The 24,396-nt window shown below is 70.3% G+C and carries 17 protein-coding genes; 8 read left to right on the plus strand and 9 right to left on the minus strand.

Annotated elements, in window-relative coordinates; all coding sequences use genetic code 11:
* The first annotated feature begins 138 nt into the window (after positions 1-138).
* The 8 genes from J2X55_RS06375 to J2X55_RS06410 all read left to right on the plus strand — a co-directional run bounded on the left by J2X55_RS06375 (position 139) and on the right by J2X55_RS06410 (position 9,768).
* Positions 139-1,257: a mannose-1-phosphate guanylyltransferase gene (locus tag J2X55_RS06375; protein ID WP_309822452.1), complete on the plus strand. Its 1,119-nt coding sequence runs from the start codon at positions 139-141 to the stop codon at positions 1,255-1,257.
* Between the two features lie 258 nt (positions 1,258-1,515).
* Positions 1,516-2,589 (plus strand): BMP family protein, encoded by a 1,074-nt coding sequence (locus J2X55_RS06380; protein ID WP_210111235.1) that lies wholly within the window; start codon positions 1,516-1,518, stop codon positions 2,587-2,589.
* Between the two features lie 208 nt (positions 2,590-2,797).
* On the plus strand, positions 2,798-4,315 hold the full coding sequence (locus J2X55_RS06385) for an ABC transporter ATP-binding protein (protein WP_115915706.1): 1,518 nt from the start codon (positions 2,798-2,800) through the stop codon (positions 4,313-4,315).
* Entirely contained in the window at positions 4,312-5,640 is a 1,329-nt protein-coding gene (locus J2X55_RS06390; protein ID WP_309822455.1) for an ABC transporter permease, read from the plus strand. Before J2X55_RS06385 ends, J2X55_RS06390 begins: the two co-directional genes overlap by 4 nt.
* The gene (locus J2X55_RS06395; protein ID WP_309822457.1) at positions 5,637-6,914 is read left to right on the plus strand and encodes an ABC transporter permease; all 1,278 of its coding nucleotides are present in this window, start codon (positions 5,637-5,639) and stop codon (positions 6,912-6,914) included. Before J2X55_RS06390 ends, J2X55_RS06395 begins: the two co-directional genes overlap by 4 nt.
* Before the next feature lie 36 nt (positions 6,915-6,950).
* Positions 6,951-7,352 carry a cytidine deaminase gene (locus J2X55_RS06400; protein ID WP_013583709.1) on the plus strand — a complete coding sequence of 134 codons (402 nt, stop codon included), beginning with the start codon at positions 6,951-6,953 and terminating at the stop codon, positions 7,350-7,352.
* Positions 7,349-8,638: a thymidine phosphorylase gene (locus J2X55_RS06405; protein WP_309822459.1), complete on the plus strand. Its 1,290-nt coding sequence runs from the start codon at positions 7,349-7,351 to the stop codon at positions 8,636-8,638. The genes J2X55_RS06400 and J2X55_RS06405 overlap by 4 nt, the downstream gene beginning before the upstream one ends.
* The gene (locus tag J2X55_RS06410; RefSeq protein ID WP_309822461.1) at positions 8,638-9,768 is read left to right on the plus strand and encodes an adenosine deaminase; all 1,131 of its coding nucleotides are present in this window, start codon (positions 8,638-8,640) and stop codon (positions 9,766-9,768) included. The genes J2X55_RS06405 and J2X55_RS06410 overlap by 1 nt, the downstream gene beginning before the upstream one ends.
* Before the next feature lie 322 nt (positions 9,769-10,090).
* On the opposite strand, the gene J2X55_RS06415 is transcribed toward J2X55_RS06410, so the two are convergent.
* From J2X55_RS06415 to ptsP, 9 genes are all read right to left on the minus strand, one after another.
* The gene (locus tag J2X55_RS06415; protein ID WP_115915703.1) at positions 10,091-10,939 is read right to left on the minus strand and encodes a type IV toxin-antitoxin system AbiEi family antitoxin domain-containing protein; all 849 of its coding nucleotides are present in this window, start codon (positions 10,937-10,939) and stop codon (positions 10,091-10,093) included.
* A gap of 441 nt (positions 10,940-11,380) precedes the next feature.
* Positions 11,381-12,274 (minus strand): class C sortase, encoded by an 894-nt coding sequence (locus tag J2X55_RS06420; protein WP_309822464.1) that lies wholly within the window; start codon positions 12,272-12,274, stop codon positions 11,381-11,383.
* A gap of 101 nt (positions 12,275-12,375) precedes the next feature.
* Positions 12,376-13,890: a SpaH/EbpB family LPXTG-anchored major pilin gene (locus J2X55_RS06425; protein WP_309822465.1), complete on the minus strand. Its 1,515-nt coding sequence runs from the start codon at positions 13,888-13,890 to the stop codon at positions 12,376-12,378.
* A gap of 73 nt (positions 13,891-13,963) precedes the next feature.
* Complete coding sequence (locus tag J2X55_RS06430; RefSeq protein ID WP_309822467.1) at positions 13,964-18,244, minus strand: hypothetical protein; 4,281 nt, start codon at positions 18,242-18,244, stop codon at positions 13,964-13,966.
* Between the two features lie 249 nt (positions 18,245-18,493).
* Positions 18,494-19,276, minus strand: a complete 783-nt coding sequence (locus tag J2X55_RS06435) for an alpha/beta hydrolase (protein WP_309822469.1) — start codon at positions 19,274-19,276, stop codon at positions 18,494-18,496.
* Positions 19,277-19,297: 21 nt separating this feature from the next.
* Positions 19,298-20,449: a mannitol-1-phosphate 5-dehydrogenase gene (locus tag J2X55_RS06440; protein WP_309822471.1), complete on the minus strand. Its 1,152-nt coding sequence runs from the start codon at positions 20,447-20,449 to the stop codon at positions 19,298-19,300.
* Positions 20,446-20,883 carry a PTS sugar transporter subunit IIA gene (locus J2X55_RS06445; protein ID WP_115915699.1) on the minus strand — a complete coding sequence of 146 codons (438 nt, stop codon included), beginning with the start codon at positions 20,881-20,883 and terminating at the stop codon, positions 20,446-20,448. Before J2X55_RS06445 ends, J2X55_RS06440 begins: the two co-directional genes overlap by 4 nt.
* A gap of 104 nt (positions 20,884-20,987) precedes the next feature.
* Positions 20,988-22,655 carry a PTS mannitol transporter subunit IICB gene (locus tag J2X55_RS06450; RefSeq protein WP_115915698.1) on the minus strand — a complete coding sequence of 556 codons (1,668 nt, stop codon included), beginning with the start codon at positions 22,653-22,655 and terminating at the stop codon, positions 20,988-20,990.
* A 52-nt stretch (positions 22,656-22,707) separates the two neighbouring features.
* Entirely contained in the window at positions 22,708-24,393 is a 1,686-nt protein-coding gene (gene ptsP / locus J2X55_RS06455) for a phosphoenolpyruvate--protein phosphotransferase (protein ID WP_309822474.1), read from the minus strand.
* Positions 24,394-24,396: the final 3 nt, after the last annotated feature.

Raw genomic sequence — 24,396 nt, forward strand, 5'->3', positions numbered from 1 at the left:
TCCGGCCTATGAACGGCGGGGATTAGGGCCGCCTAAGACTCTCTCGATATCGAGATATCTTCGGATGCCGGTACGCCCGGTACCGCGCCGGGGTCGGCCTCCCGGGAGCTCGCAGGCGAGACCGCTAGGGTCGGAGCCATGGCAGACCCCGCTATCGACGACTTCTACGCCGTGATCCCCGCCGGAGGGATCGGCAGCCGCCTGTGGCCCCTTTCCCGCGCCGACGCGCCCAAGTTCCTCCACGACCTGACCGGATCGGGGCAGACGCTGCTGCGCGACACCTGGGATCGGCTTGCCCCGCTCTCGGGCCAGGAGCGCATCGCGGTGGTCACCGGCCGCGCCCACCGCGCCGCCGTCGAGCGCGAGCTGCCGGGGGTGCCCGACCACAATGTCTTCCTCGAGTCCGAGCCGCGCGATTCGTCGGCGGCCATCGGCCTCGCCGCGGCCATCCTCGTGCGTCGCGAGCCCGACGTGATCATCGGCTCGTTCGCGGCCGACCACGTCATCCGTCAGACCCGCCAGTTCGAGTTCGCCGTGCGTCAGGCCGTCGCGGTCGCGCGCGAGGGGTACATCTGCACGATCGGCATCCAGCCCGCCGAACCGTCGGTCGGTTTCGGTTATATCAAGCAGGCGGGCGAACTCATCGTCGACGGCGCCCCCGAGGCCTACCTGGTCGAGCGCTTCGTCGAGAAGCCCGACCTCGACACGGCGAAGGAGTACTTCGCCGACCGCGCCTACCTCTGGAACGCGGGCATGTTCATCACGCGCGCCGACGTGCTGCTCGCCGAGCTCGCCGTCAACGAGCCCGAGCTGCACGCGGGCCTGCTCGAGCTCGCCGAGGCGTGGGACGACCGCGACCGTCGCGGTCCCGCGGTCGACCGCATCTGGCCGGGGCTGAAGAAGCTCGCCATCGACTACTCGGTCGCCGAGCCCGCCGCCGAGAAGGGCCGCCTCGCGGTCATCCCCGGGCACTTCGACTGGGACGACGTGGGCGACTTCGCGAGCCTGTCGAAGCTCAACTCCTCGGGCGGTCGCAACGAGCTCGCGATCCTCGGCGAAGACGCGCGCGTCCTCTCCGACGCCTCGAGCGGCATCGTCGTGTCGCAGACGAAGCGCGTCATCAGCCTCATCGGTGTGCGCGACATCGTCGTGGTCGACACCCCCGATGCCCTGCTCGTGACCACGAGTGAAAATGCCCAGCGCGTGAAGGGCGTCGTCGACGCGCTCAAGCTCACGGGTCGAGGCGACGTTCTCTAACGCCGGGCGCTCGAAACGGTTCTGAGACCGGATGCCACACCTCGTGGCATCCGGTCTCTCTTTTATCGGGGCGTGTGGCGGGGGTATGACGCGAGATTGCGTCTTTGTAACCATTGCCGCGCGCGGGGGCTCCCGGCGCACGAGCGCGGCGACACAGTAGGTAACGTGACGGGATCGTCCCCCGAACCCGTTGGGGGCATCCGTCTTGGAGGACCATTCGTGAAGACCACGAAGAAGGCCGTCGTCAGCGGTCTCGCCATGATCGGCGCCGCCGTGCTGCTCGCCGGTTGCGGCGCTGCGCCCGAGAGCAACGGCTCGACCGCTGCCGCCGGGGGAGACATCGTCGAGGGCTTCACCCCTTGCATCATCTCGGACGACGGCGGCTGGAACGACCGCTCGTTCAACCAGTCGGCCAAGGAGGGCATCGACAAGGCGGCGAGCGAGCTCGGCGTCAAGGCGATCGACGTCGAGTCGAGCTCGGCCAACGACTACGCCCCGAACCTCGAGAACCTCGTCGCCGAGGGCTGCACGTTCATCGTCGCGGTCGGCTTCAAGCTCAGCGCCGACACCGTCGCGTCGGCCAAGGCCAACCCCAACCTGCAGTACGCGATCATCGACGACCGTGCCGACACCGACAACGACGGCAAGACCGACGCCCCGAACATCAAGCCGCTGCTGTTCGACACCGTCCAGGCCGCCTACCTCGGTGGCTACGCCGCCGCCGCCTACTCCGCCGAGAACGGCGTCAACAAGGTCGGCACCGTCGGTGGCATCCCGATCCCGCCCGTCACCATCTTCATGGACGGCTTCGTCGACGGCGTGAAGAAGTACGACGAGGACAAGGGCGCCAGCGTCCAGACCTTCGGCTGGGACGTCGCCGCGCAGAACGGCTCGTTCACCGGTGCGTTCGCCGCCAACGACGCGGCCAAGCAGGCCGCTCAGGGTCTGCTCGACCAGGGCGTCGACGTGCTCCTGCCCGTCGGTGGCCCGATCTACAGCAGCGCCGCCGACGCGATCCGCGACAGCGGCTCGAAGAGCGTCATGCTCGGTGTGGACTCCGACCTGGCCAAGGCCGACCCGAACGTGTCGGACCTGGTCCTGACCTCGATCCTCAAGCGGATCGACACCGCCGTGTACGACTCGGTCACGCAGGCCGCCAAGGGCGACTTCGACGTCACCCCCTACGTCGGCACCCTCGAGAACGACGGCGTCGGCCTGGCCGACTTCAACTCGAAGTTCACGCTGCCCGCCGGTCTGGAGGACGAGCTGTCCGCCCTGCGCGAGCAGATCGTCTCGGGCGCGCTGACGGTCACCTCGCCCAGCTCGCCGTAAGCAGCACATCCTCAACCGCGGTCGCTCGGACCAGAGTCCGAGCGACCGCGGCCGTGAGGCCCCAGAACCAACCGCGGTCACTCGGACCAGGAGTCCGAGCGGCCGGGGCCCTCGGGCCCAGAGAACCAACCGCGGTCACTCGGACCAGGAGTCCGAGCGACCGCGGTTTCTTTCCGTCTTCTAAACGTCTTCGAATAGGGTGCACAGCATGAAGCTCGAGCTCCGCGGCATCACCAAGCGGTTCGGGTCCCTGGTTGCGAACGATCACATCGATCTGGTCGTCGAGCCTGGTGAGATCCACGCTCTCCTCGGAGAGAACGGTGCCGGTAAATCCACACTCATGAACGTCCTCTACGGCCTGTACCAGGCCGAGGAGGGCGAGATCCTGTTGGACGATGTCGTCCAGCGGTTCCGCGGCCCCGGTGACGCCATGGCCGCGGGAATCGGCATGGTTCACCAGCACTTCATGCTCATCCCCGTCTTCACCGTCGCTGAGAACGTCATGCTCGGACACGAGAACACCAAGGCCCTGGGTGCGCTCGACCTGAACGCGGCCCGCACGCACGTCCGCGACGTCGCGAAACGCTTCGGGTTCGAGGTCGACCCCGACGCCCTCGTCGGCGACCTGCCCGTGGGCGTGCAGCAGCGCGTCGAGATCATCAAGGCCCTGTCCCGGGATGCCAAGGTGCTCGTGTTCGATGAGCCCACCGCCGTGCTCACCCCGCAAGAGACCGATGAGCTCATGGGCATCATGCGTCAGCTGCGCGACGAGGGCACGTCCATCGTGTTCATCACGCACAAGCTGCGCGAGGTGCGAGAGGTCGCCGATCGCATCACGGTCGTCCGCCTCGGCAAGATCGTCGGCGAGGCGGAGCCCACGGCCAGCAACGGCGAGCTCGCCTCCCTCATGGTGGGCCGCGCCGTCGAGCTGACCGTCGTCAAGGATGCGCCGAAGACGGCGGCATCCGGTGGCCTGACGGTGCGCGACCTGCGCGTCGTGACCGCGGACGGCACGGTCGTCGTCGACGACGTCGACCTCGACGTGCGCCCGGGCGAGATCCTCGCCATCGCCGGCGTCCAGGGCAACGGCCAGACCGAGCTCGTCGAGGCCATCGTCGGACTCGCCGACGGGGTCACCGGCACCGTCGATCTCGACGGCACCGACCTGGTCGGCAAGAGCGTGCGCGCCATCCTCGACGCGGGCGTCGGGTTCGTTCCCGAGGACCGCAAAGAAGACGGCCTGGTCGGCGGGTTCTCGGTCGCCGAGAACCTGATGCTCGACCGTTCCTCCGACGCCGCGTTCGTCTCGGGCGGGACGATCAAGCGTGCGGCCCTGCACGCGTTCGCCCGCGACCGCATCGCGGAGTACGACATCCGCACCCAGTCGGCATCCACCCCCGTCGGAACCCTCTCCGGCGGTAACCAGCAGAAGGTCGTCATCGCCCGCGAGATGAGCCGTCCGCTGAAGCTGTTCGTCGCCGCCCAGCCCACCCGCGGCGTCGACGTCGGCTCGATCGAATTCATCCACAAGCAGATCGTCGCCGCGCGCGATGCGGGCGTGCCCGTGATCGTCGTGTCGACGGAGCTCGACGAGATCGCCGCCCTCGGCGACCGCATCGCGGTGATGTACCGCGGCGGCATCGTGGGCATCGTGCCCGGGAACACCCCGCGCGAGGTCCTCGGGCTCATGATGGCGGGCGAGCAGCCCGCGGAGGAGACAGCGTGAGCGGCCACATCCCGAGCACGGGCGCGACCGGGGACTCCGGCCTCCCGCCCGAGCAGCTGCCGACCGCCTCGGGGCCGCTGACCGGCCACGCCCCGGCCGAGACGCCCGCGCCGCCCCGCACCAACCAGTTCCTCACCGAGTTGCTGCGTTCGTCGTGGATCACCACCCTTCTCGCCGTGATCGCGGCGATGGTCGTCGGCGGCATTTTGATGGCGGCCACCAACGACCAGGTGCGCGAGACCTCGGCGTACTTCTTCGCTCGTCCCGGCGATATGCTGGGCGCGATCTGGAACTCCGTCTACGGCGGGTACGAGGCGCTGTTCCGCGGTGCGGTGTTCAACTCCCGCGTCTCCGACTTCGGTGCGCAGATCCGCCCGCTCACGAACACCCTCGGGTTCGCGGCTCCGCTCATCGCGGCCGGTCTCGGCGTCGCTCTCGCGTTCCGCGTCGGACTGTTCAACATCGGTGGGCGTGGCCAGATCCTCATCGCCTGCGCCTTCGCCGGTCTCGTCACCTTCAACCTCAACCTGCCCATGATCATCCAGCTGCCGCTGACGCTGATCGCGGGTATCGCGGGTGGGGCGATCTGGGGCGGCATCGTCGGTCTGCTGAAGGCGCGCACCGGCGCGCACGAGGTCATCCTCACCATCATGCTCAACTACGTCGCCTACTACCTGGTGACGTGGATGGTGCGCACCCCGGGTCTGCTGCAGCGTGCCGCGGGCGACCAGCCGATCTCGGCCGCGACTCCCGCCAACGCGCAGTTCCCGGAGCTGCTCGGCCCGCAGTTCCCCCTGCTCGACCTCGGCTTCGTGCTCGTCGTCCTCGCGACGGTGTTCGTCTGGTGGCTCATGGAGCGCTCGAGCCTCGGCTTCCGCCTGCGCGCCGTGGGTGAGAACCCGCACGCCGCGCGCGCCGCCGGCATCTCGGTGCCCCGGATGTACGTGTACGCGATGCTGTTCGCCGGTGGACTGGCCGGTCTCGCCGGTATGAACCAGATCCAGGGCGCGGTGACCACGGGCTTCGACGGCCTCATCGACTCCGGCATCGGGTTCGACGCCATCACCGTGGCCCTCCTCGGCCGCAGCCGCCCGTGGGGCGTGTTCGCGGCCGGCATCCTGTTCGGAGCTCTCAAGTCGGGCTCGTTCACGATGCAGGCGTCGCAGGGCATCCCCGTCGACATCGTGCTCGTCGTGCAGGCCCTCATCGTGCTGTTCATCGCGGCCCCGCCGCTCGTGCGCACGATCTTCTTCCTCCCCAAGAGCGAGGCCGAGCGCGCGGCCAAAGACCGGGCCAAGGCGGCCAAGAAGGCGGTGGCGGCATGACCGCGACGCATCTCGCGGATGACGCGATCCAGCTGACCACGGTGCGCGTGCGCCACATCAAGCTGGCCGTGAGCCTGACGGTCGTGACCGTGCTGCTCGCCCTGCTGTTCGCCCTCGTCCCGCGCGACGGGCAGAGCACCTTCCGTCTCGGCGACCCGGCCTCGAACATCGACCTGGGCAGCGTCGCGGTCCCCACCGCGATCACGAGCTGGGGCGTCCTCGTGCTGCTCGTGCTCCTGACCGCTTGGTCGGTCTGGGATGCCGTGGGCTACCGCCGCACCCCGCTGTGGCTGCCGATCGTGTTCGGCGCCCTGGCCGTCTTCGCCTTCCTCGTGTGGGCCGCGGCCGACGGCCTCGTCCCGGTCACCGGCCTGCTGTTCGGTGCGCTCTCGCTCTCGGTCCCACTGATCTTCGGTGCCTTGGGCGGCGTGATCGGCGAGCGGGTCGGCGTCGTGAACGTCGCCATCGAGGGGCAGTTCCTGTTCGGGGCGTTCAGCGCCGCGCTCGTGGCATCCCTCACCCGCAACCCCTTCCTGGGGCTCGTCGCCGCCATGATCGGCGGCGTCCTCGTGGCCTTCGTGCTCGCGGCGTTCTCGATCAAGTACCTCGTCGACCAGGTGATCGTCGGTGTCGTGTTGAACGTGCTCGTCACCGGGCTCACGGGCTTCCTCTACGGCGCGCTGCTCGTCCCGAACGAGGACGTGCTCAACCGGCCCGAGCGTTTCCCCCGCATCGAGATCCCGCTGCTCGGCGACATCCCGATCATCGGGCCGGTGCTGTTCAACCAGACCTTCATCGTCTATCTGATGTACGGCGTCGTCGCCATCGTCGCGTGGGGGCTGTACCGCACGCGCTGGGGCCTGCGCCTGCGCGCGGTGGGGGAGCACCCCCAGGCTGCGGACACCGTCGGCATCAAGGTCAACTCGAGCCGTTTCTGGAACGTCTCGCTCGCCGGCGCCATCGCCGGCATCGGCGGCGCGTACTTCACGCTCGTGTCGGTGGGGCAGTTCACCAAGGAGATGACCGCGGGCCTGGGCTTCATCGCCCTCGCCGCCGTCATCTTCGGCCGCTGGGACCCGATCCGCGCGACGCTCGCCGCCCTGCTGTTCGGCTTCGCGACCAACCTCCAGAACCTGCTGACGGTGTTGCGCACCCCCATCCCCAGCGAGTTCATGCTCATGCTGCCCTACATCGTGACCATCATCGCGGTGGCGGGTTTCGCCGGACAGATCCGAGGCCCCGCGGCCGCCGGAAAGCCCTACATCAAGGACTGACCCCCTTCCCTTCACGAGAGGATCCACCACTCCACGATGACCGACATCGACTGGGACGAACTCCGTTCGGCCGCCACGGATGCCATGCATCGCGCCTACGCGCCCTACTCACGCTTCAAGGTGGGCGCCGCGGCGCTCGTCGCCGACGGGCGCATCGTCTCGGGGTGCAACGTCGAGAACGCCTCCTACGGCGTGACGCTGTGCGCCGAGTGCGGACTCGTGTCCGACCTGCACATGAGCGGGGGCGGCCAGCTCGTGGCCTTCGTCTGCGTCGACGGGGAGGGGCGGACGCTCATGCCATGCGGTCGCTGCCGTCAGCTGCTGTTCGAGCACGCGATCCCCGGCATGCTGCTCGAGACCGTCAGCGGCATCCGGACCATCGACGAAGTGCTGCCCGACGCCTTCGGTCCGCGCGACCTTGAGGAGGCGGCTCGATGAGCGCCGAGCAGTACGATGCCGTCGACATCATCCGCGCCCAGCGCGATGGCCGCGCCATCACCGAGGGCGAGATCCGGTGGCTGGTCGACGCGTACACGCGCGGCTACGTCATGGACGCGCAGATGTCGGCGTTCACGATGGCGGTGCTGTTGAACGGCCTCGGCCGCGACCAGATCCGCGTGCTCACCGACGCCATGATCGCCTCGGGCGAGCGCATGGACTTCGGCTCCCTCGGCAAGGTGACCGTCGACAAGCACTCGACCGGGGGCGTGGGCGACAAGATCACCCTGCCGCTCGCCCCGCTCGTCGCCGCCTTCGGCGTCGCGGTCCCGCAGCTCTCGGGCCGTGGGCTCGGCCACACCGGCGGCACCCTCGACAAGCTCGAGTCGATTCCCGGCTGGCGCGCGGCGCTGTCGAACGACGAGATCATGACGCAGCTGCGCGAGGTGGGCGCGGTCATCTGCGCCGCGGGCACGGGGCTCGCCCCCGCCGACAAAAAGCTGTACGCGCTGCGCGACGTCACCGGCACGGTCGAGGCGATCCCGCTGATCGCCTCGAGCATCATGTCGAAGAAGATCGCCGAGGGCACCGACTCGCTCGTGCTCGACGTGAAGTTCGGCTCCGGCGCCTTCATGCAGGACATCGACCGGGCTCGCGAACTCGCCGAGACGATGGTCGCGCTCGGCACCGACTCGGGCGTGAACACCACCGCGCTGCTGACCGACATGAACACCCCGCTGGGCCTCGCCATCGGCAACGCCAACGAGGTGCGCGAATCGGTCGAGGTGCTCGCCGGCGGCGGTCCGGCCGACGTCGTCGAGCTCACGGTCGCGCTCGCCCGCGAGATGCTCAGTCTCGCGGGTCAGCCCGACGCCGACGTCGAGGCGGCCCTGAAGGACGGCCGCGCGATGGACGTCTGGAACCGCATGATCCGCGCGCAAGACGGAGATCCGGATGCCGCCCTCCCGACGCCCCGTGAGACCCACACGGTCGTCGCCGAGCGTTCGGGTGTCGTCTCGCGCGTCGAGGCCCTCCCGTTCGGGATCGGCGCCTGGCGTCTGGGCGCGGGTCGCGCCCGGGCGGAGGACGCCGTCGTGCACGCCGCGGGCATCGACCTGCACGTCACCGTGGGCCAGTCGGTCACCGCGGGTCAGCCGTTGTTCACCCTGTCGGCGGACGACGAGTCGCGCTTCGAGCGCGCGCTCGGCGCCGTCGAGGGCGCCCTCGAGATCGGCGACACCGCTCCCGCGGCGTCTCCCATCGTGCGCGAGCGCATCACCGCGTGATGGCATCCGGAAAGAAGGACACCGTGGCATCCGAAGAATTCCGCATCGGCCGGACGAGAATCGCCGACCTGCCGAAGGTCTCGCTGCACGATCACCTCGACGGGGGCCTCCGCCCGCAGACGGTGCTCGAGCTGGCCGACGAGATCGGTCTCGAGCTGCCCGCCGACGACGCGAAGGGCCTCGAAGCGTGGTTCTCGGACCACATCGACGGCGGCTCGCTCGAGAACTACCTCGAGAAGTTCTCGGTCACCGTCGGCGTCATGCAGACGCGCGAGGGTCTCGTGCGCACGGCCAAGGAGTTCGTCGAAGACCTCGCGGCCGACGGTGTCGTCTACGGCGAGGTGCGGTGGGCTCCCGAGCAGCACCTCACCCGCGGCCTCAGCCTCGACGACGTCGTGGACGCCGTGCAAGAGGGCATCGAACAGGGGGAGGATGCCGCCGACGCACGCGGACGCGACATCCGCGTGGGACAGCTGCTGACGGCCCTGCGCCATAACGACAACGCGCGCGACATCGCCGAGCTGGCGGTCTCGTGGCGCGGTCGCGGCGTGGTCGGCTTCGACCTCGCGGGACCGGAGGACGGGTTCCTGCCGCAGCGGCATCGCGAGGCGTTCGACTATCTGGCCGAGCAGTTCTTCCCCACGACCGTGCACGCGGGGGAGGGTGCGGGATTGGCATCCATCCGCTCCGCCCTTCTCGACGGGCGCGCGCTCCGTCTCGGCCACGGCGTGCGCATCGCCAACGACCTCGACGTCGTCTCGCGCGAGGGCGAGGAGGTGCAGGTCACCTTCGGCGACCTGGCCCGCTGGGTGCGCGATCGCGAGATCACCCTCGAGCTGTCGCCCACCTCGAACCTGCAGTCGGGAGCCGTCACGGCCTGGGGCGACACGATGGACGCCCACCCGTTCGATCTGCTGTACCAGCTGGACTTCTCGGTGACGGTGAACGTCGACAACCGCCTGATGAGCGCGACCACGCTCACGCGCGAGCTGGGCCTGCTCAGCCAGGCCTTCGAGTACGACCTCGACGACCTCGAGGCGTTCCAGCTGAACGCGGCGGCGGGGGCGTTCCTGCCGGTCGAGGAGCGCGAGGAGCTCATCGAGATCATCTCGGAGGGGTTCCACCGCTGAGTGGTGCCGTCGGGGCGCGTGCCGGAGTCGGTGCGCGCCCCTTTTCTGTGCCGGTGGGGGCGGGGGTGCACGTAACTCCTGAGAACCGAACGGCTTCGGTGGAGTGGGCGCGGCCCGTGAGGCTGGAAGGCCGCCGAATCTGGACGATCCTCAGGAATTCGGTACGGCGCACGGGCCGGCTTCGTGACGTGGCCGTCGGCGCGCGGTCTGATGCCATCGGGCCCCTTCGCGCGGGGATGCGTGCGTAACTCCTGAGGGCGGGCGTTTCGCCCACGCGGTCGTCGCCTCAGCGCTGCCGGGAAGCCGCGGCATCCGGGATCGTTCAGGAGTTACGTACCGTGGCGCCTCGATCGACAGTCGCCCTCAGCGCGCGAAGCACCCGATCGGGGTGGAACAGCAGGTCCTCCGCCAGGAGCCGCACCGTCGTGTATCCGCGGGCGAGGGCGGCGAGGTCGCGGCGACGATCGTTCTTGTGCTCTCTCCAGCCGCTGTGGAACTGCTCGCTGTCGCACTCGACGATCAACCACCCGTCGACCAGGAGGTCGACTCGGCCCACGCCGTCGATCTGCACCTGCAGCCTGACGTCGCAGCCGAGGCCGCGGAGCATCAGCCGGGCGATCGACTCGGTTCCCGCCTCCGCGCGGCGGTCCAGCAGAGGACGGAGCGCCGCGTATTTCGCCGGCAGTCGGGCGAAAATTTCCGCCATGCCTTCCGCGTCGACCAGTCCCAGGTGCCAGGCGCTGTCCAGGGTGGCGACGGCCACGCGCGGCGGCTGACAGCGCACAGACTGGGTCAGTGCTTCGACGACGGTGACCGCGAGGGCGTCGGCGGAGGCGTCGGTCGCACGCCAATGCCGACGCACCGCTCCCACGGGATGCGGGCGACGGCTCGCGAGAGGGTCGACCTGAACGTGCAGGCGCTGGGCATGCAGCACGAAGACCCCTCGTGCCGCGAGCAGGCTGAGACAGTCGAGGCGGGTGCCGAGCTCGGCGGCGTTGAGGACCGGCGCGGGAAGCCCCGGGAGCACGAAGTGGCCGCGGCGCACGCGGATGAGGTGGCCGTCTCTGACCGCGCGCGCGATCCGGCGTTGCGTGTAGCCCTGGTTCTGAAGGGCCGCGGTGGTCCACAACGTCCACGCGACGTCGGTCGGGGGCTGCGGGAGGAGAAGCATGAGATCACCGTCGGGTCCCGCGCATCTCGCGAGGGGCGGTTTCGCGGCATATGTGGGTGAGATGCCGACTTCACCCAGCTGGGGAGGAGGGTGCTGAGCCGCGCGCGGGGCGCGGATGGCGGGCTTCGTCCCCGGGCATTTGGGCGGCGGTCGGCCCTATGAGGCGGTTCCGGCGGATCGCGCTCGCGGCGGCAAGCGTACGTAACTCCTGAGCGTCGGGCTGCGGCCCCTCGGCGTTCGCGCGAGCCTCGGGCGCTCCCGCATCCCAGCCGCTCACGACGCCCGGTTCTCAGGAGTCACGAGCGCGCGGGTGGCGTCCGAGGCCGAGGGAGAGAGCGCGTACGCAAGTCCTGAATCTCGCGCGAGGTCGGTCGCAGCGAGCCGCTCTCGCGCGGCACAACGGGAGGCCTCCTGGTACGGGCCCGCGCCGGGGCGCGTTCGTCAGGAGTTACGTACCGGGTTGCGGCGGGGACCGGGCGGCCGCCCCGCCCACCACACGTAGACTCCTGCGGCGGCGAGGGCGGCCGACAGGACGAGAATCCACCACGGGAACGTCGGGATCTCGGGGCGGGCGCCGAGGCCGTCGAGATCGGCCTGCGGGGTGGGAATCACCCGTTCGCCGGTGACCAGGATGCGGTGGCTGTTGACGCCGAGCGGGGTGCAGGTGACGAGGGTGACGAGATCACGGCCGACCACGGGGACGAGGGACTCGGTGTCCTCCGGTTCGACGACCCGCGTGTCGACGACGCGGTAGACGAGCACCTCGCCGAAGACCTCGATGGTGAACGTCTCGTCGGCGCGCACACGGTCGAGATGAGTGAACAGTTCCGCGGTGGCCAGACCCCGATGCGCGGTGAGCACGGAATGGGTGGTCTCTCCGCCGACCGGCAGGGCCGTGCCCTCGAGGTGGCCGACGCCCTCGGCGAGCACCTGCTCGCTGGTGCCGTGGTAGATCGGCAGGTCGACGGCGATCGACGGGATCTTCAGGCGCGCCATCAGGCCGGCCTCGTCCGAGCGGAGCTGGTCGCCGTACTCGCTCGACTGGTCGGGGGAATTGGCGAGGGGGAGCCGCTCGTTCGCGGCGATCTCGGCCCCGCCGTCGACGAGACGGGTGTTGTACTCGCGCGCGGCGTCGAGCCGTGCGGCCAGGGTGTCCGCGCCGAGGTCGCGGACCTGATCGGAGTACCCGTCGATGATCTGCGACTGCGCGTACTGGGCGAACCACGCGGCGACGGTGGGGTACATCAGCAGCCCCACGCCGACGAGGGCGCCGACGGCGAGCAGCAGGGAGACGACCGAGAGCTTCCAGCGCGGCGGTCGGAGGTCGCGGCGCACCGACGGAGGGGAGGCCCGAGGATCGGACCTCCCCTCCGAAAGGGGGGACGACGGCGCGTCCACGTGCTCCGTCGTCCCCCCGTTCACCGAGCGATCGTCCTTCAGGCGGGCGCCTGCGCGCCGCGGGTGCGACGGCGTGCGACGACGAGCGCCGAGCCGACCATGGCCGCCAGGAGCGCGGCACCGCCGACACCGAACCAGAGGCCGCCGTCGCCACCCGTGAGGGGCAGCGCGAACGCGGGAACCTGGTTGTGGACGAACTCGACGTAGTTGCGCACGGGCGCGGTGGTCGAGGTCGGCCCCGGCACGACAGCAGTCAGCACCCGGTCGGGCGAGGGCAGCTGGTACCCCGTGGGCGGCGTGATCTCACGGACCCAGTAGTTGCCGGGCGTGATGATCGGGATGATCACGTTGCCGTTGGCTCCGGTGACCCAGTTGGTCTCGCCGTTGATGACGATCGGGTTGGCCCCGTTGATGGCATCCTGCTCCGTGAGGAACACCTGGTACACCGCACCAGCGAGGTTCGCCGGCGCGTTGTTGCTGTTGGCGTAGGCGCGGACGGTGAGCTGGCCGATGGGCGTGCTGCCGGTGACCTGCTCGGTGGCACCGTTGACGTTGGCGGTGGCGGTGTTGACGATGATGCCGCTCGCGGGGATCGACGTGGCGCGCGTGAGCACGTTGAACGTCACCGTTCCGCCTTGCAGCCCCGCGAGACGTGTGCGGCCCGCGGCGGTGAAGGTGAGGGCGAGCGCCCCGCTCGTATTGGTGATCGTGTAGTCCGTGCCCTCGGCGAAGCTCTGCGTCGTGCCCGAGGCGTTCGCCACCACGACGTTGGTCGGGGTGACCCCCGCCGGTACGGTCGCGGCCGTGAGGTACGTCAGCTCCGCCGGCAGGTTGTCGGTGAGGGTGAAGACGTCGATGGAGTCGCCGGCGGCGAGGGTCGGGATCGACGAGGCGACGGCCCAACGGATGAGGTCGGGGTTGCGCTGCTCGACCGACCCCGCCGGAGCGGGGACGCGCGTCTTCGTGAGCTGGGTGACGGCGTTCTTCGGGTAGACGTGGACGTCGTAGATCCACTGGTTGGACGGCGAACCCGAGGCCCCGGTGGCCAGCGGCAGCGTCACGAGGAACGGGGCGGCCGGGTTGGTCGCGCCCGGGGGCAGCTGCGTCTCGGTGACGAGGTACAGACCGATCGGCAGGCCGTTCGGGTAGGCCGCGGCATCCACGGGGAAGGTCGAGACGCCTGCGGCGTTCGACACGGTCGAGGGGAAGCTCACCGTGTTCGGACGCTGAGCGGCCTGCGCCGGAGTCAGCTGAGCGGCTTGGGTCCACCCGGCCGCCGTCGTCAGATCGACACCCGACACGAGCGTGGCCGTGAACTGCGCTCCCGCGAGCGGGTCGGCCGGCGGGGTGGCCAGTTCCTGTCCGTTCGAGATCGGGTTCAGGGGCGTGGACGGACCCAGGGCGTGCTTGTGGATCGTGAGGGTACGGTTCACGGTCGAGTCGATGTTGCCCGGAAGCGTCACGGCCGATGCCGGTGCAACGGCACCGACGGCGGTGAGCGCTCCGAGCGCGAGGACGCTCAGAACGGCGCCTGCTCTCTTTCGGATGGACATGTTCATACCTTTCGGAAGGTGATGGTGAGGAAGGGAAGGTGGTGCGGTCGGCGGCATCGCGCGACGGGGGAGGTCATGTCAGGGGGCTCCCTCCCTTGCGTCGGCGATGGATCACGGCGCCCCCGAGGGTGAGGGCGAGCAGGAGGCCTCCCGAGAGGAGGAAGGCGTCGGCGCCGAAGCCGCCGGTCAGGGGCAGGCGGGGCCCGGCGACGGGTGCGTTGACGAAGCGGTACACGACGTTCTGGCCCGCGGCGGGGGCGGTGATCGTGCGGTTGGTCACCGTGGTCCAGGTGGTGCCGTCGAGACGCTCGAGCCGGAGGGTCTGGTATGCCAGGCGTGTGCCCGCCAGGGTCGGCGCCTCCGACAGTGCGTACCCGTGCCCGGGCCGCACCTCGAAGGTGCTGGCGGCGTTGCCCGCGACCGCGTCGTACGCGGCGCCGACCCGGCTCTGGGTCGGCAGGGTCGCGCCGGTCAGGGCCGCGGGGGTGGCCGTCACGGTCCAGGTGGCGGGGACGAACCCGGCGCTGGGGGTGACCACGTCTTTCAGCAGCGTCAGGGTGGCGGTGGCATTGGTGACGGTGCAGGTGACGGCCGCCCCCGTCCGCAGAGTGACGTCGCTCGAGGCGCTCACCGCGACCTCGGCCCCCGTCGCGTCGACGCACTGCCAGGCGCCGCTCTGCACGTACGCCGCGTTCGTCCCCGTCTCGGACAGCCGGTAGGCGCGCGCGGGCGAGACAGCGACGTTCGTGGTCGCGGCGGTGCCCGTGCGTCCCGTGGGGCCGGCCAGGGCGCCGGCGGGGCCCGTGGCGGTGAGGGTCCAGTCGGTCGCCGCGGCCGAGCCGAACGACACCGACTTCACCAGCGTCAGCGAGGTGATCGGTTGGTTGGTCAACGTGCAGGCGACGACCGCCGAGGGGCCGACGTTGGGGATGGTCCCGCTCACGAGCCCACCGGTGGTCGTGAACGTCACCGTCACCGACGAACCGTTCACGGTGCACGCGCCGCCGACGAACGAGAAGCGCGTCTGCTGCACCTCCGAGATCGTGAGGGTCGCCCGCGATGTCGCCGAGCCGTAGAGCACGGTCCACACGGCGTTGCCCGCGGCATCCGAGGTCTGTCGGGGAGCCTCGCTGGGAAGGGCCGTCGCGGTCCCGCTGGTGGCGCTCGCCGCGACGCCGAGGCTCCAGCCGGCTGCGGGGGCGGACTGCTGCGTCGCGGGATCTAGGACGCGTTTGGTCACGGTCACGGTGGCGACGGGGCTGGGGGAGTTGAAGAAGGTGCACACGACATTGGCGCCGAAGCGGTCGGGCATCGTCACCGTCGCGCTGGTCGCGGAGGCGTTCGTGATCCGGATGCCATCCGTCCAGCACTCGAGACGGACGGTGTACGCGCCGATCGCCGACGTCGATCCCGCTCCCATCGACTCGGAGACCGTCAGCGTCGAGCCGATGGTCGTGGGGAAGGGGCCGACCTGCGCGGTCTGTCGACCCGTCGTGGTCCCGGTGGTGGTCGCCGTGCCGAGGGTTCCGGTGGTGTCGACGAGCGCGAGCTGGAACTGGTCGTTCGTCGCGGCGCGACCGACGACGTTCTTCTGCACGGTGACGGTTCCCGGGCTGTTGCAGCTGGCGAGGTCGGTCGAGGCGAAGTCGACGCGGGGCGAGTTCGCGACACGCGTCCACGAGGTCTGGTCGAACTCGTAGGTGCTGGTGTTGCTCGAGAGGTAGATCGTGCCGCGGGGCGAGAAGGCGATGCCGTTGACGTTGCCGAAGGCCGGTGTGGCATCCAATCCGTTCAGAGCGCGCGTGGCCGAGGTGCTGACGGCGAGGGTGCCGCCGCTCGCGCCGGCGAGCGCGTCGGCGGTGATGGTGAAGATCGCGGCGCTACTGGCGTTGTTGACGGTCGCGGCGCCGAGGACGTACAGGTTGCCGCGGTTGTCGAACGCCATGTCGCCGTTGCCGTTGGGTGCGGTTCCCGCGCTGAAGGAGCCGAGGTACGTGAAGCGCGACGCGACGGGTGCGGACTCGGTGAAGCTCCACAGGTAGAACGAGCCGTTGTTGTACTTGCCGAAGAGATAGCGACCGGTGACGAGATCGACCGCCCCGGCGACGATGCTGCCGGGGATCGCGGTGCCGGCGCGATCCGTCGCGGTGTACGCGCTGTTGGCGAGCGACTCGAAGCCGCCGGTCGGCGACCACTTGAGGATCGAGAGCACGTTCGCGGCGTCGGTCGAGCGGTTCAGCGCGTAGGCGAGGGTGCCGCCCGCGGCGACCCCGAGCGAGTTCGCCCCGGTGACGTTGCTCCAGGTGCCGACGGTGGCTTGGCCGCCGCTCGCTCCGTCGGCCTGGATGAGGGTGCCGTTCGTCGTCACGCCGTAGTAGAGACCGCTGTCGCAGAACAGTCGCGGTTGCTGCACGGTGTTCGTGAAGGTGCAGACGACCTCGGCTCCGTCGTCCTGCGGCATGGTGATCGGGCCCGACCGTGAGGTGCCGGTGGCGATGACGGTCGCGTCCCGGACGCATTCGTACGAACTGGCGTATCCGAGCGCCGCGCCCGCCGTCGGTGTCTCGGCGATCGTGTAGGTCGCCCCGGCATCGACGATCTGTCGGGACACCTGCGCCGTCTGCAGTCCGACGGCGTTGCCGGTGGTCGTCGCCGAGGCGACGACGGTGCTGCCGCTGCGGACCGAGAGCGTGAACTGGTCGGTGGAGGCCAGGCGCGCGGGCAGGTTCTTGCGCACGGTCAGTCGCGACGCCGGCGTGGCCGTGAGCGTCGCTGATCCGGTTGCGACGAGGGGCGTGACGACGTTCGCGGGTGCGTTGGTGTAGGTGGCTTCGGTGGATGCCACGACATCGACGGTGATCGTGCAGGTGGCCGCACCCGCCGCGAGGTCGCCGCCCGCGACGCCGATGCTGGAGGCTCCCGCCAGCGCGCTCACGGTGAACGCCGTCCCCGTGACCTGGGTGCACGTGCCGCCCACGGCGGGGGTGGGAGCGACGGTCAGCCCGGCGGGGAGCGTGTTGGTGAAGGACCAGTCGTTCTTCGCGATCAGGTCGGCGGTGTTGGTGACGGTGAAGGTCAGGGTCGAGGGCGTGCCGACCGGAACGCTCGTCGGGCCGAACGACCAGTCGAGACTCGGGGTGACGTCGAGCACGCGGAGGTTGTCGACCCCGAAGCCGCTGCCGGTGCCCGTGGTCGCGTTGCTCAGGCGCACCTGGGCCGAGGCGATCTGGGCCGGGGTCAGCAGCGCCGCGGCGGTGCCGGTGTAGGTGGTCGCGCGCACCGACGTGCTGACGGCGGGGTCGAGGATCCCGCCGCCGCCGCCCGTGGCCGGTTGCGCGGGCGACGTGTAGAAGACGTTGCCGGTGGCGGCGCAAGGGTTGACCGCGGTGGGGAAGGCGGAGAGGAGCGTGGTCGTTCCGGTAAGGAGCGACAGCGAGAGGCTCGGCGCATTGGCGCCGCAGGGGGCACCCGCCGCGTCGAATCGCAGGGTGTAGTAGCGCGAGCCCGTCGCCGAGACACCGATGCCGCTCGCGCTCTGAGCGACGATGGTACCGCCGGCGGGGACGGCGGTGGTGGGCAGAGCCACCAGGGCGTGGTTGTTCTGGGTCGCGGTGGTCGAGGCATTGGCCGGTGCGGTCGCGGTGGAGCCGCCGACGGTGCCGGCCGCGACCTGTCCGAGGACGTCCGCGAGACGGCGGACCTCGCGCGCCGAGATGGTGGTCAGGCCCAGGGTGGGGCTGGGGCAGAACTGGCTGTTCGGGTAGGTCGCGTTGCGGTTCACCAGCACGCCGGTGCAGTTGGTGCCCGTGGCCCATCCGGTCGAGGCGGTGTACCGGCCGCCCGCGTAGGCGGTGATCGATGACGGGGTGGTGGTGTTCAGGCCCTGCTCGAAGGTCTCGGACCAGACAGCGGTGGGTTGCTCGGGCACGCCCGCGGCGAGGATGCCGATGCTCGAGCGTGCGGCGAAGGTCTGGGCCGCAGGCGGCGCGCGATCGTCCGTTCCCGCGACGGGCGTCTGCTCGGGGTCGACGGGTTCCTCGGATTCCGGGGAGGGGGTGTCGCCGAGAGGTGCCGTGGTCTCGGTCGGCACGGGCGCGAGATCGGGCGAGTGCTCTTCGCCGGTGGCCGGGGCGGTCTCATCCGTCGTCGGGGTGGGATCGGGAGCGGGCGTCGCGGTGTCCGGTGTCGGGGTGGCGGTCGCCGTCGGGGTGGGAACCGGGGCGGCGCCGGCCGCCGCACCGCTCCCGCCCACCGTCAAGCCCGTGATGAGGGCCGCTGTCGCCGTGACGGCCGCGGCCCGCGTCGACCAGCGCCGCAGGCGCGGGCGGGCACGGGGAAAGCGCGCAGCAGACATGGGCCTCTCGCACGGCGCGAGGCGCCGCGTGGGGTCGACGAATACCGGTCGTCCAGGACGACGGCGATCGAGGGAGCGGGGGGAGGCCGGGATCTCGTCCGTTCGCGACTCGCGAGTGAACCGGTTGCCCCCAATGCTAGAAAGCGGCGCGCGACTCGTTCAATGAGGGTGACTACTGAGGCAACTACTGGTTTCCCGAACGTTCGGGCGCTTCTCGTCTCCCGGTGGCGCGATGCGTGCCGGGCGCGTTCACCGCCGCGGCAGGAACCCCGTCAGCTGATCAGCGATGATCCGATCCACCTCGGCGGGGTCCGCCGTGGGTGTGCCGTCGCCGGACTGCGGGCCATACGACCCGAACGAGGCGTGCGAGGCGCCGGGGATCTCGACGAAGGTCGCGGTCGCGGGCAGCTCGCCCTTGGCATCCGCGATCTTCTGCGGGGTGGAGAGGCCGTCCGCCGATCCCGAGAGACTGAGGACGGGGAGCCCGGATGCCGAGAGGTCGTTCGCGCAGTACGAGGCGAAGAGCACGAGGGCGTCGGCGTCAGGGGCGAGCTGGCACGCGCGGACTCCGCCGAGGGAGTGCCCGCCGACGGCCCACGCCGTCACGTCGGGTGCGAGGTCGGTGAAGGTCGAGAGGGGGCGCGGGTCGAAGAACGCGAGGTTGAGCCACGGGCGGGTGATGACGACGGTGATCCCCTCCTCGGCGACCGTATCGGCGAAGGTGGCGATGTAGCCCTCGGCCTCGACCTTGGCGCCCGGGATGAACACCAGGCCCTGGCCCGTGGCGCCGGCGGTGGGGGACAGCACGATGCCGGCGCCGTCATCGGCGATCGTGAGCCCCGGGTTCGCGCGGGCTTCGGCGAGCGGCTCGGCTTCGGGGCCCATGACGCCGACCTGGGTGTAGATCAGGATGCCCGCGAGGAGCACGACGACGAGAGCGCCCGCACCGGCGAGGATCCCTCGCAGCAGACGACGACGCCGGCGGGGCGCTCGGGGCGCTCCGCCGGCGTCGGACGGGTTCGTGTCGGTCACCTCTCGAGGGTAACTCCGGGCTCAGGCGGACAGTGCCCCTTGGCGTGCCGCCACGACGTCGACGATCCGCGCGAACAGCGGATGCGCCGCATCGAGGCCGGTGACCTCGGCCGTGAACGCCTCGGCGTCGAGTTCGCGCAGCAGGCGCTGCAGGTCGACGGCCTGGGCGTCCTCGGCATCCGAGAACTCCAGAGCAGCGGCCATCGCCGCTACCAACGCGTCGACGGGCAGCCCCCGCTCGATCGCCTCGGCGGCGGGCCCCACGAAACGCTCGTGGCGCGAGAGCTTGCGCAGCGGCTGTCGACCCACCCGCCATACCGTGTCGGGGAGAGCGGCGTTGCGGAACCGCCGCAGGATCGTCGCGCGGTACTCGCCCTGCACGTCGGCGTCGAGTTCGTGCTTCTCGACCAGCAGGGCGCTGGTCTCCTCGAGGGCCGCCTCGACCTTCGCCGCGATCTCGGGGTTCGCCAACGCGTCGGAGATGCGCTCGACCCCCGCCTGTGCGCCGAAGTACGCCGTGGTGGCGTGGCCGGTGTTGACCGTGAACAGCTTGCGCTCGATGTACGGCTCGAGGTCGTCGACGAAGTGCGCACCGGGGATGTTCGGCGGGGTGTCGCCGAAGGGCGGACGCTCGATCGCCCACTCGTAGAAGGGCTCGACCGTGACGTCGACGCCGCCGCCGGACTGGGCCGGGACGATCCGGTCGACCGCGGTGTTGGCGAAGACGGCACGGGATGCCAAGGCGTCCCACGACTCGCCCGAGAGCTCGATCACGTGCTCGCGCAGCTGATCGGTGGCGCCGATCGCGTTCTCGCACGCCATGATCTGCAGCGGGGGGAGCGAGGGGTCGCGCAGGGCGAGACCCGCCACGATGTGCGGGGCCACGAACTTCAAGATGGTGGGGCCGACGGCGGTGGTCACCACGTCGGCGGTCGCGATCTCGTCGACGAGCGCCTCGGCATCCACCGAACTGTCGATCGCGCGGAAGCCGGTCACCTCTTTGTCGACGCCCCCCTCGCCCACCTCGTGGACGGTGTACGAGGACGCCGCGTTGATGGCCTCGACCAGCGCCGCGGAGACGTCGGAGAAGACGAGCTCGTAGCCGCCCTCGTGCAGGAGCAGACCGACGAAGCCGCGGCCGATGTTGCCGGCGCCGAAGTGGACGGCCTTCATGCGTTGACGGAACCCGAGAGGGCCTCGAAGAGCTCCTCGGGGGAGGAGGCGGCCTTCAGGCGGGCGACGTCGTCTTCCTCGGAGAAGAGGATGGCGATCTGCGACAGGATCTCGAGGTGCTCGTCGCCCTTGCCGGCGATGCCGATCACGAAGGTGACGGGCTCTCCGCCCCAGTCGACGCCGCCGTCGTAGCGGACGACCGACAGGCCCGAGGTGAGGATGGCCTGCTTCGTCTCGTTCGTGCCGTGGGGGATCGCGAGCTCGTTGCCCATGTACGTCGACACGGTCTCTTCGCGCTGCTGCATGGCGGCGAAGTAGTCGGCGGTGACGGCCCCGGTGGCCTGGAGCAGGTCGGCGGCTTCCTTCATCGCCTCCTCACGGGTGGCGCTGCCGGGGTGGATGCGGACCGATTCGCTGCGGAGGACGTCTGACATGGTTCTCGCCTTTCTCGTCGTGCTGTCCAGCCTCGCAAACCGCGGGCCGGACGGGAAGACGCCAGGGGCCGGGCTGACGCTCCGGCCCCTGGCGTGCTAGGGGATTACTTGGCCTCGTGCTGTGCGCGGACCATCTCCACGACCTCGTCGTAGCGCGGCGAGTTCATGAAGTTGTCGACCGAGACGTGCATCGAGTCGGGCGACTGCGCCTTCGCGCGGTCGGTGAGCTGGTTCTGCGTGATGACCAGGTCGGCCGAGCCGTCGAGGTTCGCGATCGCCTGGTTGGTGACCGTGACGCCGTCGATGCCGGCCTTCTTGATCTTGTTGCGCAGGACGCTGGCGCCCATGGCCGACGAGCCCATGCCCGCGTCGCAGGCGAACACGATGTTGTTCAGCTGCTTCGTCGCGACGGCCCCGCCCTCGAGGCCGCCGAGGGAGGCGTCGACATCGCGGTCGGCCGACTCCGTGGTGCCCGAACCGGTGGTACCGGCGGCACGGGTGCGTAGTGCGCCCAGGGCCGACGACTCCTTGCCCTTGTTCGCCGCGGTCTGGTCGATCGCCGCGGCGAAGCTGTCGCCCTCGGCCTCCTGGTCGCGCTTGCGCGAAGCGCGCAGGATGATGCCGGCCACGAGGAAGGTGACGGCCGCGGCCACGACGACCGACAGGTAGACCACCAGCAGGTTGGCGGGACCGGCGCCGATGGCGGCGACGGTGACGGCGATGATGCTGCCGGGAGCGGCCGGGAAGGCCAGGCCACCCTGGAAGATCATGTTCGTCGCGACACCCGAGGCGCCACCGGCGATCAGGGCGAGGATCGTCATGGGCTTCGCGAGGGCGTACGGGAAGTAGATCTCGTGGATGCCACCGAGGAACTGGATGATGATCGCGCCGGGAGCCGAGGCCTTGGCCGCACCGACACCGAAGAAGGTGAAGGCGAGGAGCAGACCGAGGCCCGGGCCGGGGTTGGCCTCGATGAGGAAGAGGATCGACTTGCCGGAGTTCGCGGCCTGCTCGATGCCGAGCGGGGTGAACACACCGTGGTTGATCGCGTTGTTGAGGAACAGCACCTTGGCGGGCTCGACGATGATCGAGAGCACCGGGAGCAGGTTGAACTGCACGAGGAAGGCGACGATGCCGCCGAGGACCGCGCTGATGCCGAGGAAGACCGGGCCGAAGGCGAAGAAGCCGACGATGGCCAGGATCATGCCGAGGATGCCGGCCGAGAAGTTGTTCACGAGCATCTCGAAGCCGGGGCGGATCTTGCCGTCCCACAGCTTGTCCATCTGCTTGGTGATCCAGGCCGCGAGCGGGCCCATGATCATCGCGCCGAGGAACATCGGGATGTCGGTGCCGACGATGACACCCATCACGGCGATCGTGGCGACCACGCCACCGCGGGCACCGTAGACGATGCGTCCACCGGTGTTGGCGATCAGCAGCGGCAGCAGGTACGTGATCATGACGCTGACCAGGCCGACGTAGCCCTGGTACGTGCCGCCGTCCGCGTTCGCGGTCAGAGCGGTCGCGGCCCCCGGCCAGCCGATCGTGGCGGCATCGCCGCCGCCGCCGAGGATCTCGGCGACCGGCGCCCAGTGCCAGCCGAACGGGCTGTTGGCACCGAAGAAGCCGGCGGGGATGAAGAGCATGGTGATGAAGCCCCATGCGATGAATGCCGCGATGTTCGGCATGATCATGCCGGACAGGAACGTGCCGAATCGCTGTACCGCGATCCGCGCCCCTCCCGGCTTCTTGGTGGGTGACGTCGTCGTCATTGCTGTGTCTCCTTGACTGACTGCACGGCCGGAGCCGTTTGGGGGGTGCGGCTCACGCCGCGACGGTGTTCGAAGAGGCTGCCTGGGCGGCCTCTCGGGCGGAGGCCGCGTCATCCGCGGCCAGGGCTGCCTCGGCGATGCGGCGGGCATCGTCGAGAGAGTGGGTGAGCAGGGTGGCACGCACGTCGGCGAGGGCCGTGGGGGCCATCGACAGCGTGGTGGCACCGAGACCGACCAGCACGACGGCGAGCAGCGGGTCGGCCGCCGCCTCGCCGCAGATGCCGACGGGCTTGTCGTTCGTGCGACCGGCGGCCCCGACCTCGCGGATGAGGCGGAGCACGGCGGGGTGCCACGGGTCCTGGAACGAGGCGACCGAGCCCAGCAGGCGGTCGGCGGCGAGCGTGTACTGCGTCAGGTCGTTGGTGCCGATCGAGACGAAGTCGGCGATCTGCAGGATACGGTCGGCCATCAGCGCCGAGGAGGGGACCTCGACCATGACGCCCGTGGTCTTCAGCCCGTAGTCCTTGGCCAGGTCGGTGAAGTACCGCGTCTCCTCGACGGTCGAGACCATGGGCGCCATGACCCACAGGTCGGCCGGCCCGGCTGCGGTCTTACGGGTCGCGGCATCCGCCTCGGCGAGGGCCGTGAGCTGCTCGCGCAGGATGTCCTCGCTCGCGCGGAGGGCGCGCAGGCCCCGCAGGCCCAGCGCCGGGTTCTCTTCGTGCGCGTCGTTGAGGAAGGGCAGCGGCTTGTCGGCGCCGGCGTCGAGCATGCGCACGACGACCTTCTTGCCGGGGAAGGCGCTGAGCAGCTCGGTGTACGCGGCCCGCTGCTCCTCGACGGTCGGGGCGGAGCTGGAGCTGAGGAAGAGGAACTCGGTGCGGAACAGGCCCACGCCCTCCGCGCCGAGCTCGACGGCTTCGGCGGAGCCGCCGGGCTTTCCGAGGTTCGCCAGCAGCGGGACCTTGGTGCCGTCGGAAAGGGCGCCGTCGGTGAGAGGGGCGGATGCCGCAGCCTTGCGGGCGTCGGCGCGGTTCTGCGCGCGGGCGAGGTCGTCGTCGCTCGGGTCGACGGTGACGACCCCGGCCGCCGCGTCGACGATGACGGACTGTCCGTCGACGAGGTCCTTCGCGCCGGCCGCACCCACGACGGCGACGATCGACTTCTCGCGGGCGAGGATCGCCGTGTGCGAGGTGGGGCCGCCCTCGGTCGTGACCAGGGCCAGCACCTTGTCGAGGTCGAGCAGAGCGGTATCGGCGGGAGCGAGATCCTTGGCGACGAGAACGAAGGGGTGGCCCGGATCCGGGATGCCGGGAGCCGCGACGCCCCGCAGGCGCGCGATGACCCGCTGGGCGACGTCGTCGAGGTCCGCCGCGCGCTCACCCAGATAGCCGCCGAGGGCCACGAGCTGCTCGCGGAAGGAGGCGAAGGCGTCGTGCACGGCGAACTCGCCGGTCTTGCCGGCGGCCAGGCGGCTGTCGACCTCGGCCTCGAGCGTGGGGTCCTCGGCGATCATCGCCTGCGCCTCGAGTACGTCGCGCGCCGCGCCTCCGGCCTGGGCGCCGCGGGCTTCGAGCTCGCGGGCGACGGTGCCGATGGCCTCTCGCACGCGGGCGGTCTCGTCCTCGACGCTCAGATCGCTCTTGGCGTCCTTGGGGGCGGGCAGGGGCTCTGCCATGCGCGCGATGGGTCCCTGGGCGACGCCCAGTCCGATTCCGACTCCACGGAGTTCCGTCATGGT

The sequence above is a fragment of the Microbacterium sp. 1154 genome, assembly GCF_031455375.1.
Taxonomy (GTDB): domain Bacteria; phylum Actinomycetota; class Actinomycetes; order Actinomycetales; family Microbacteriaceae; genus Microbacterium.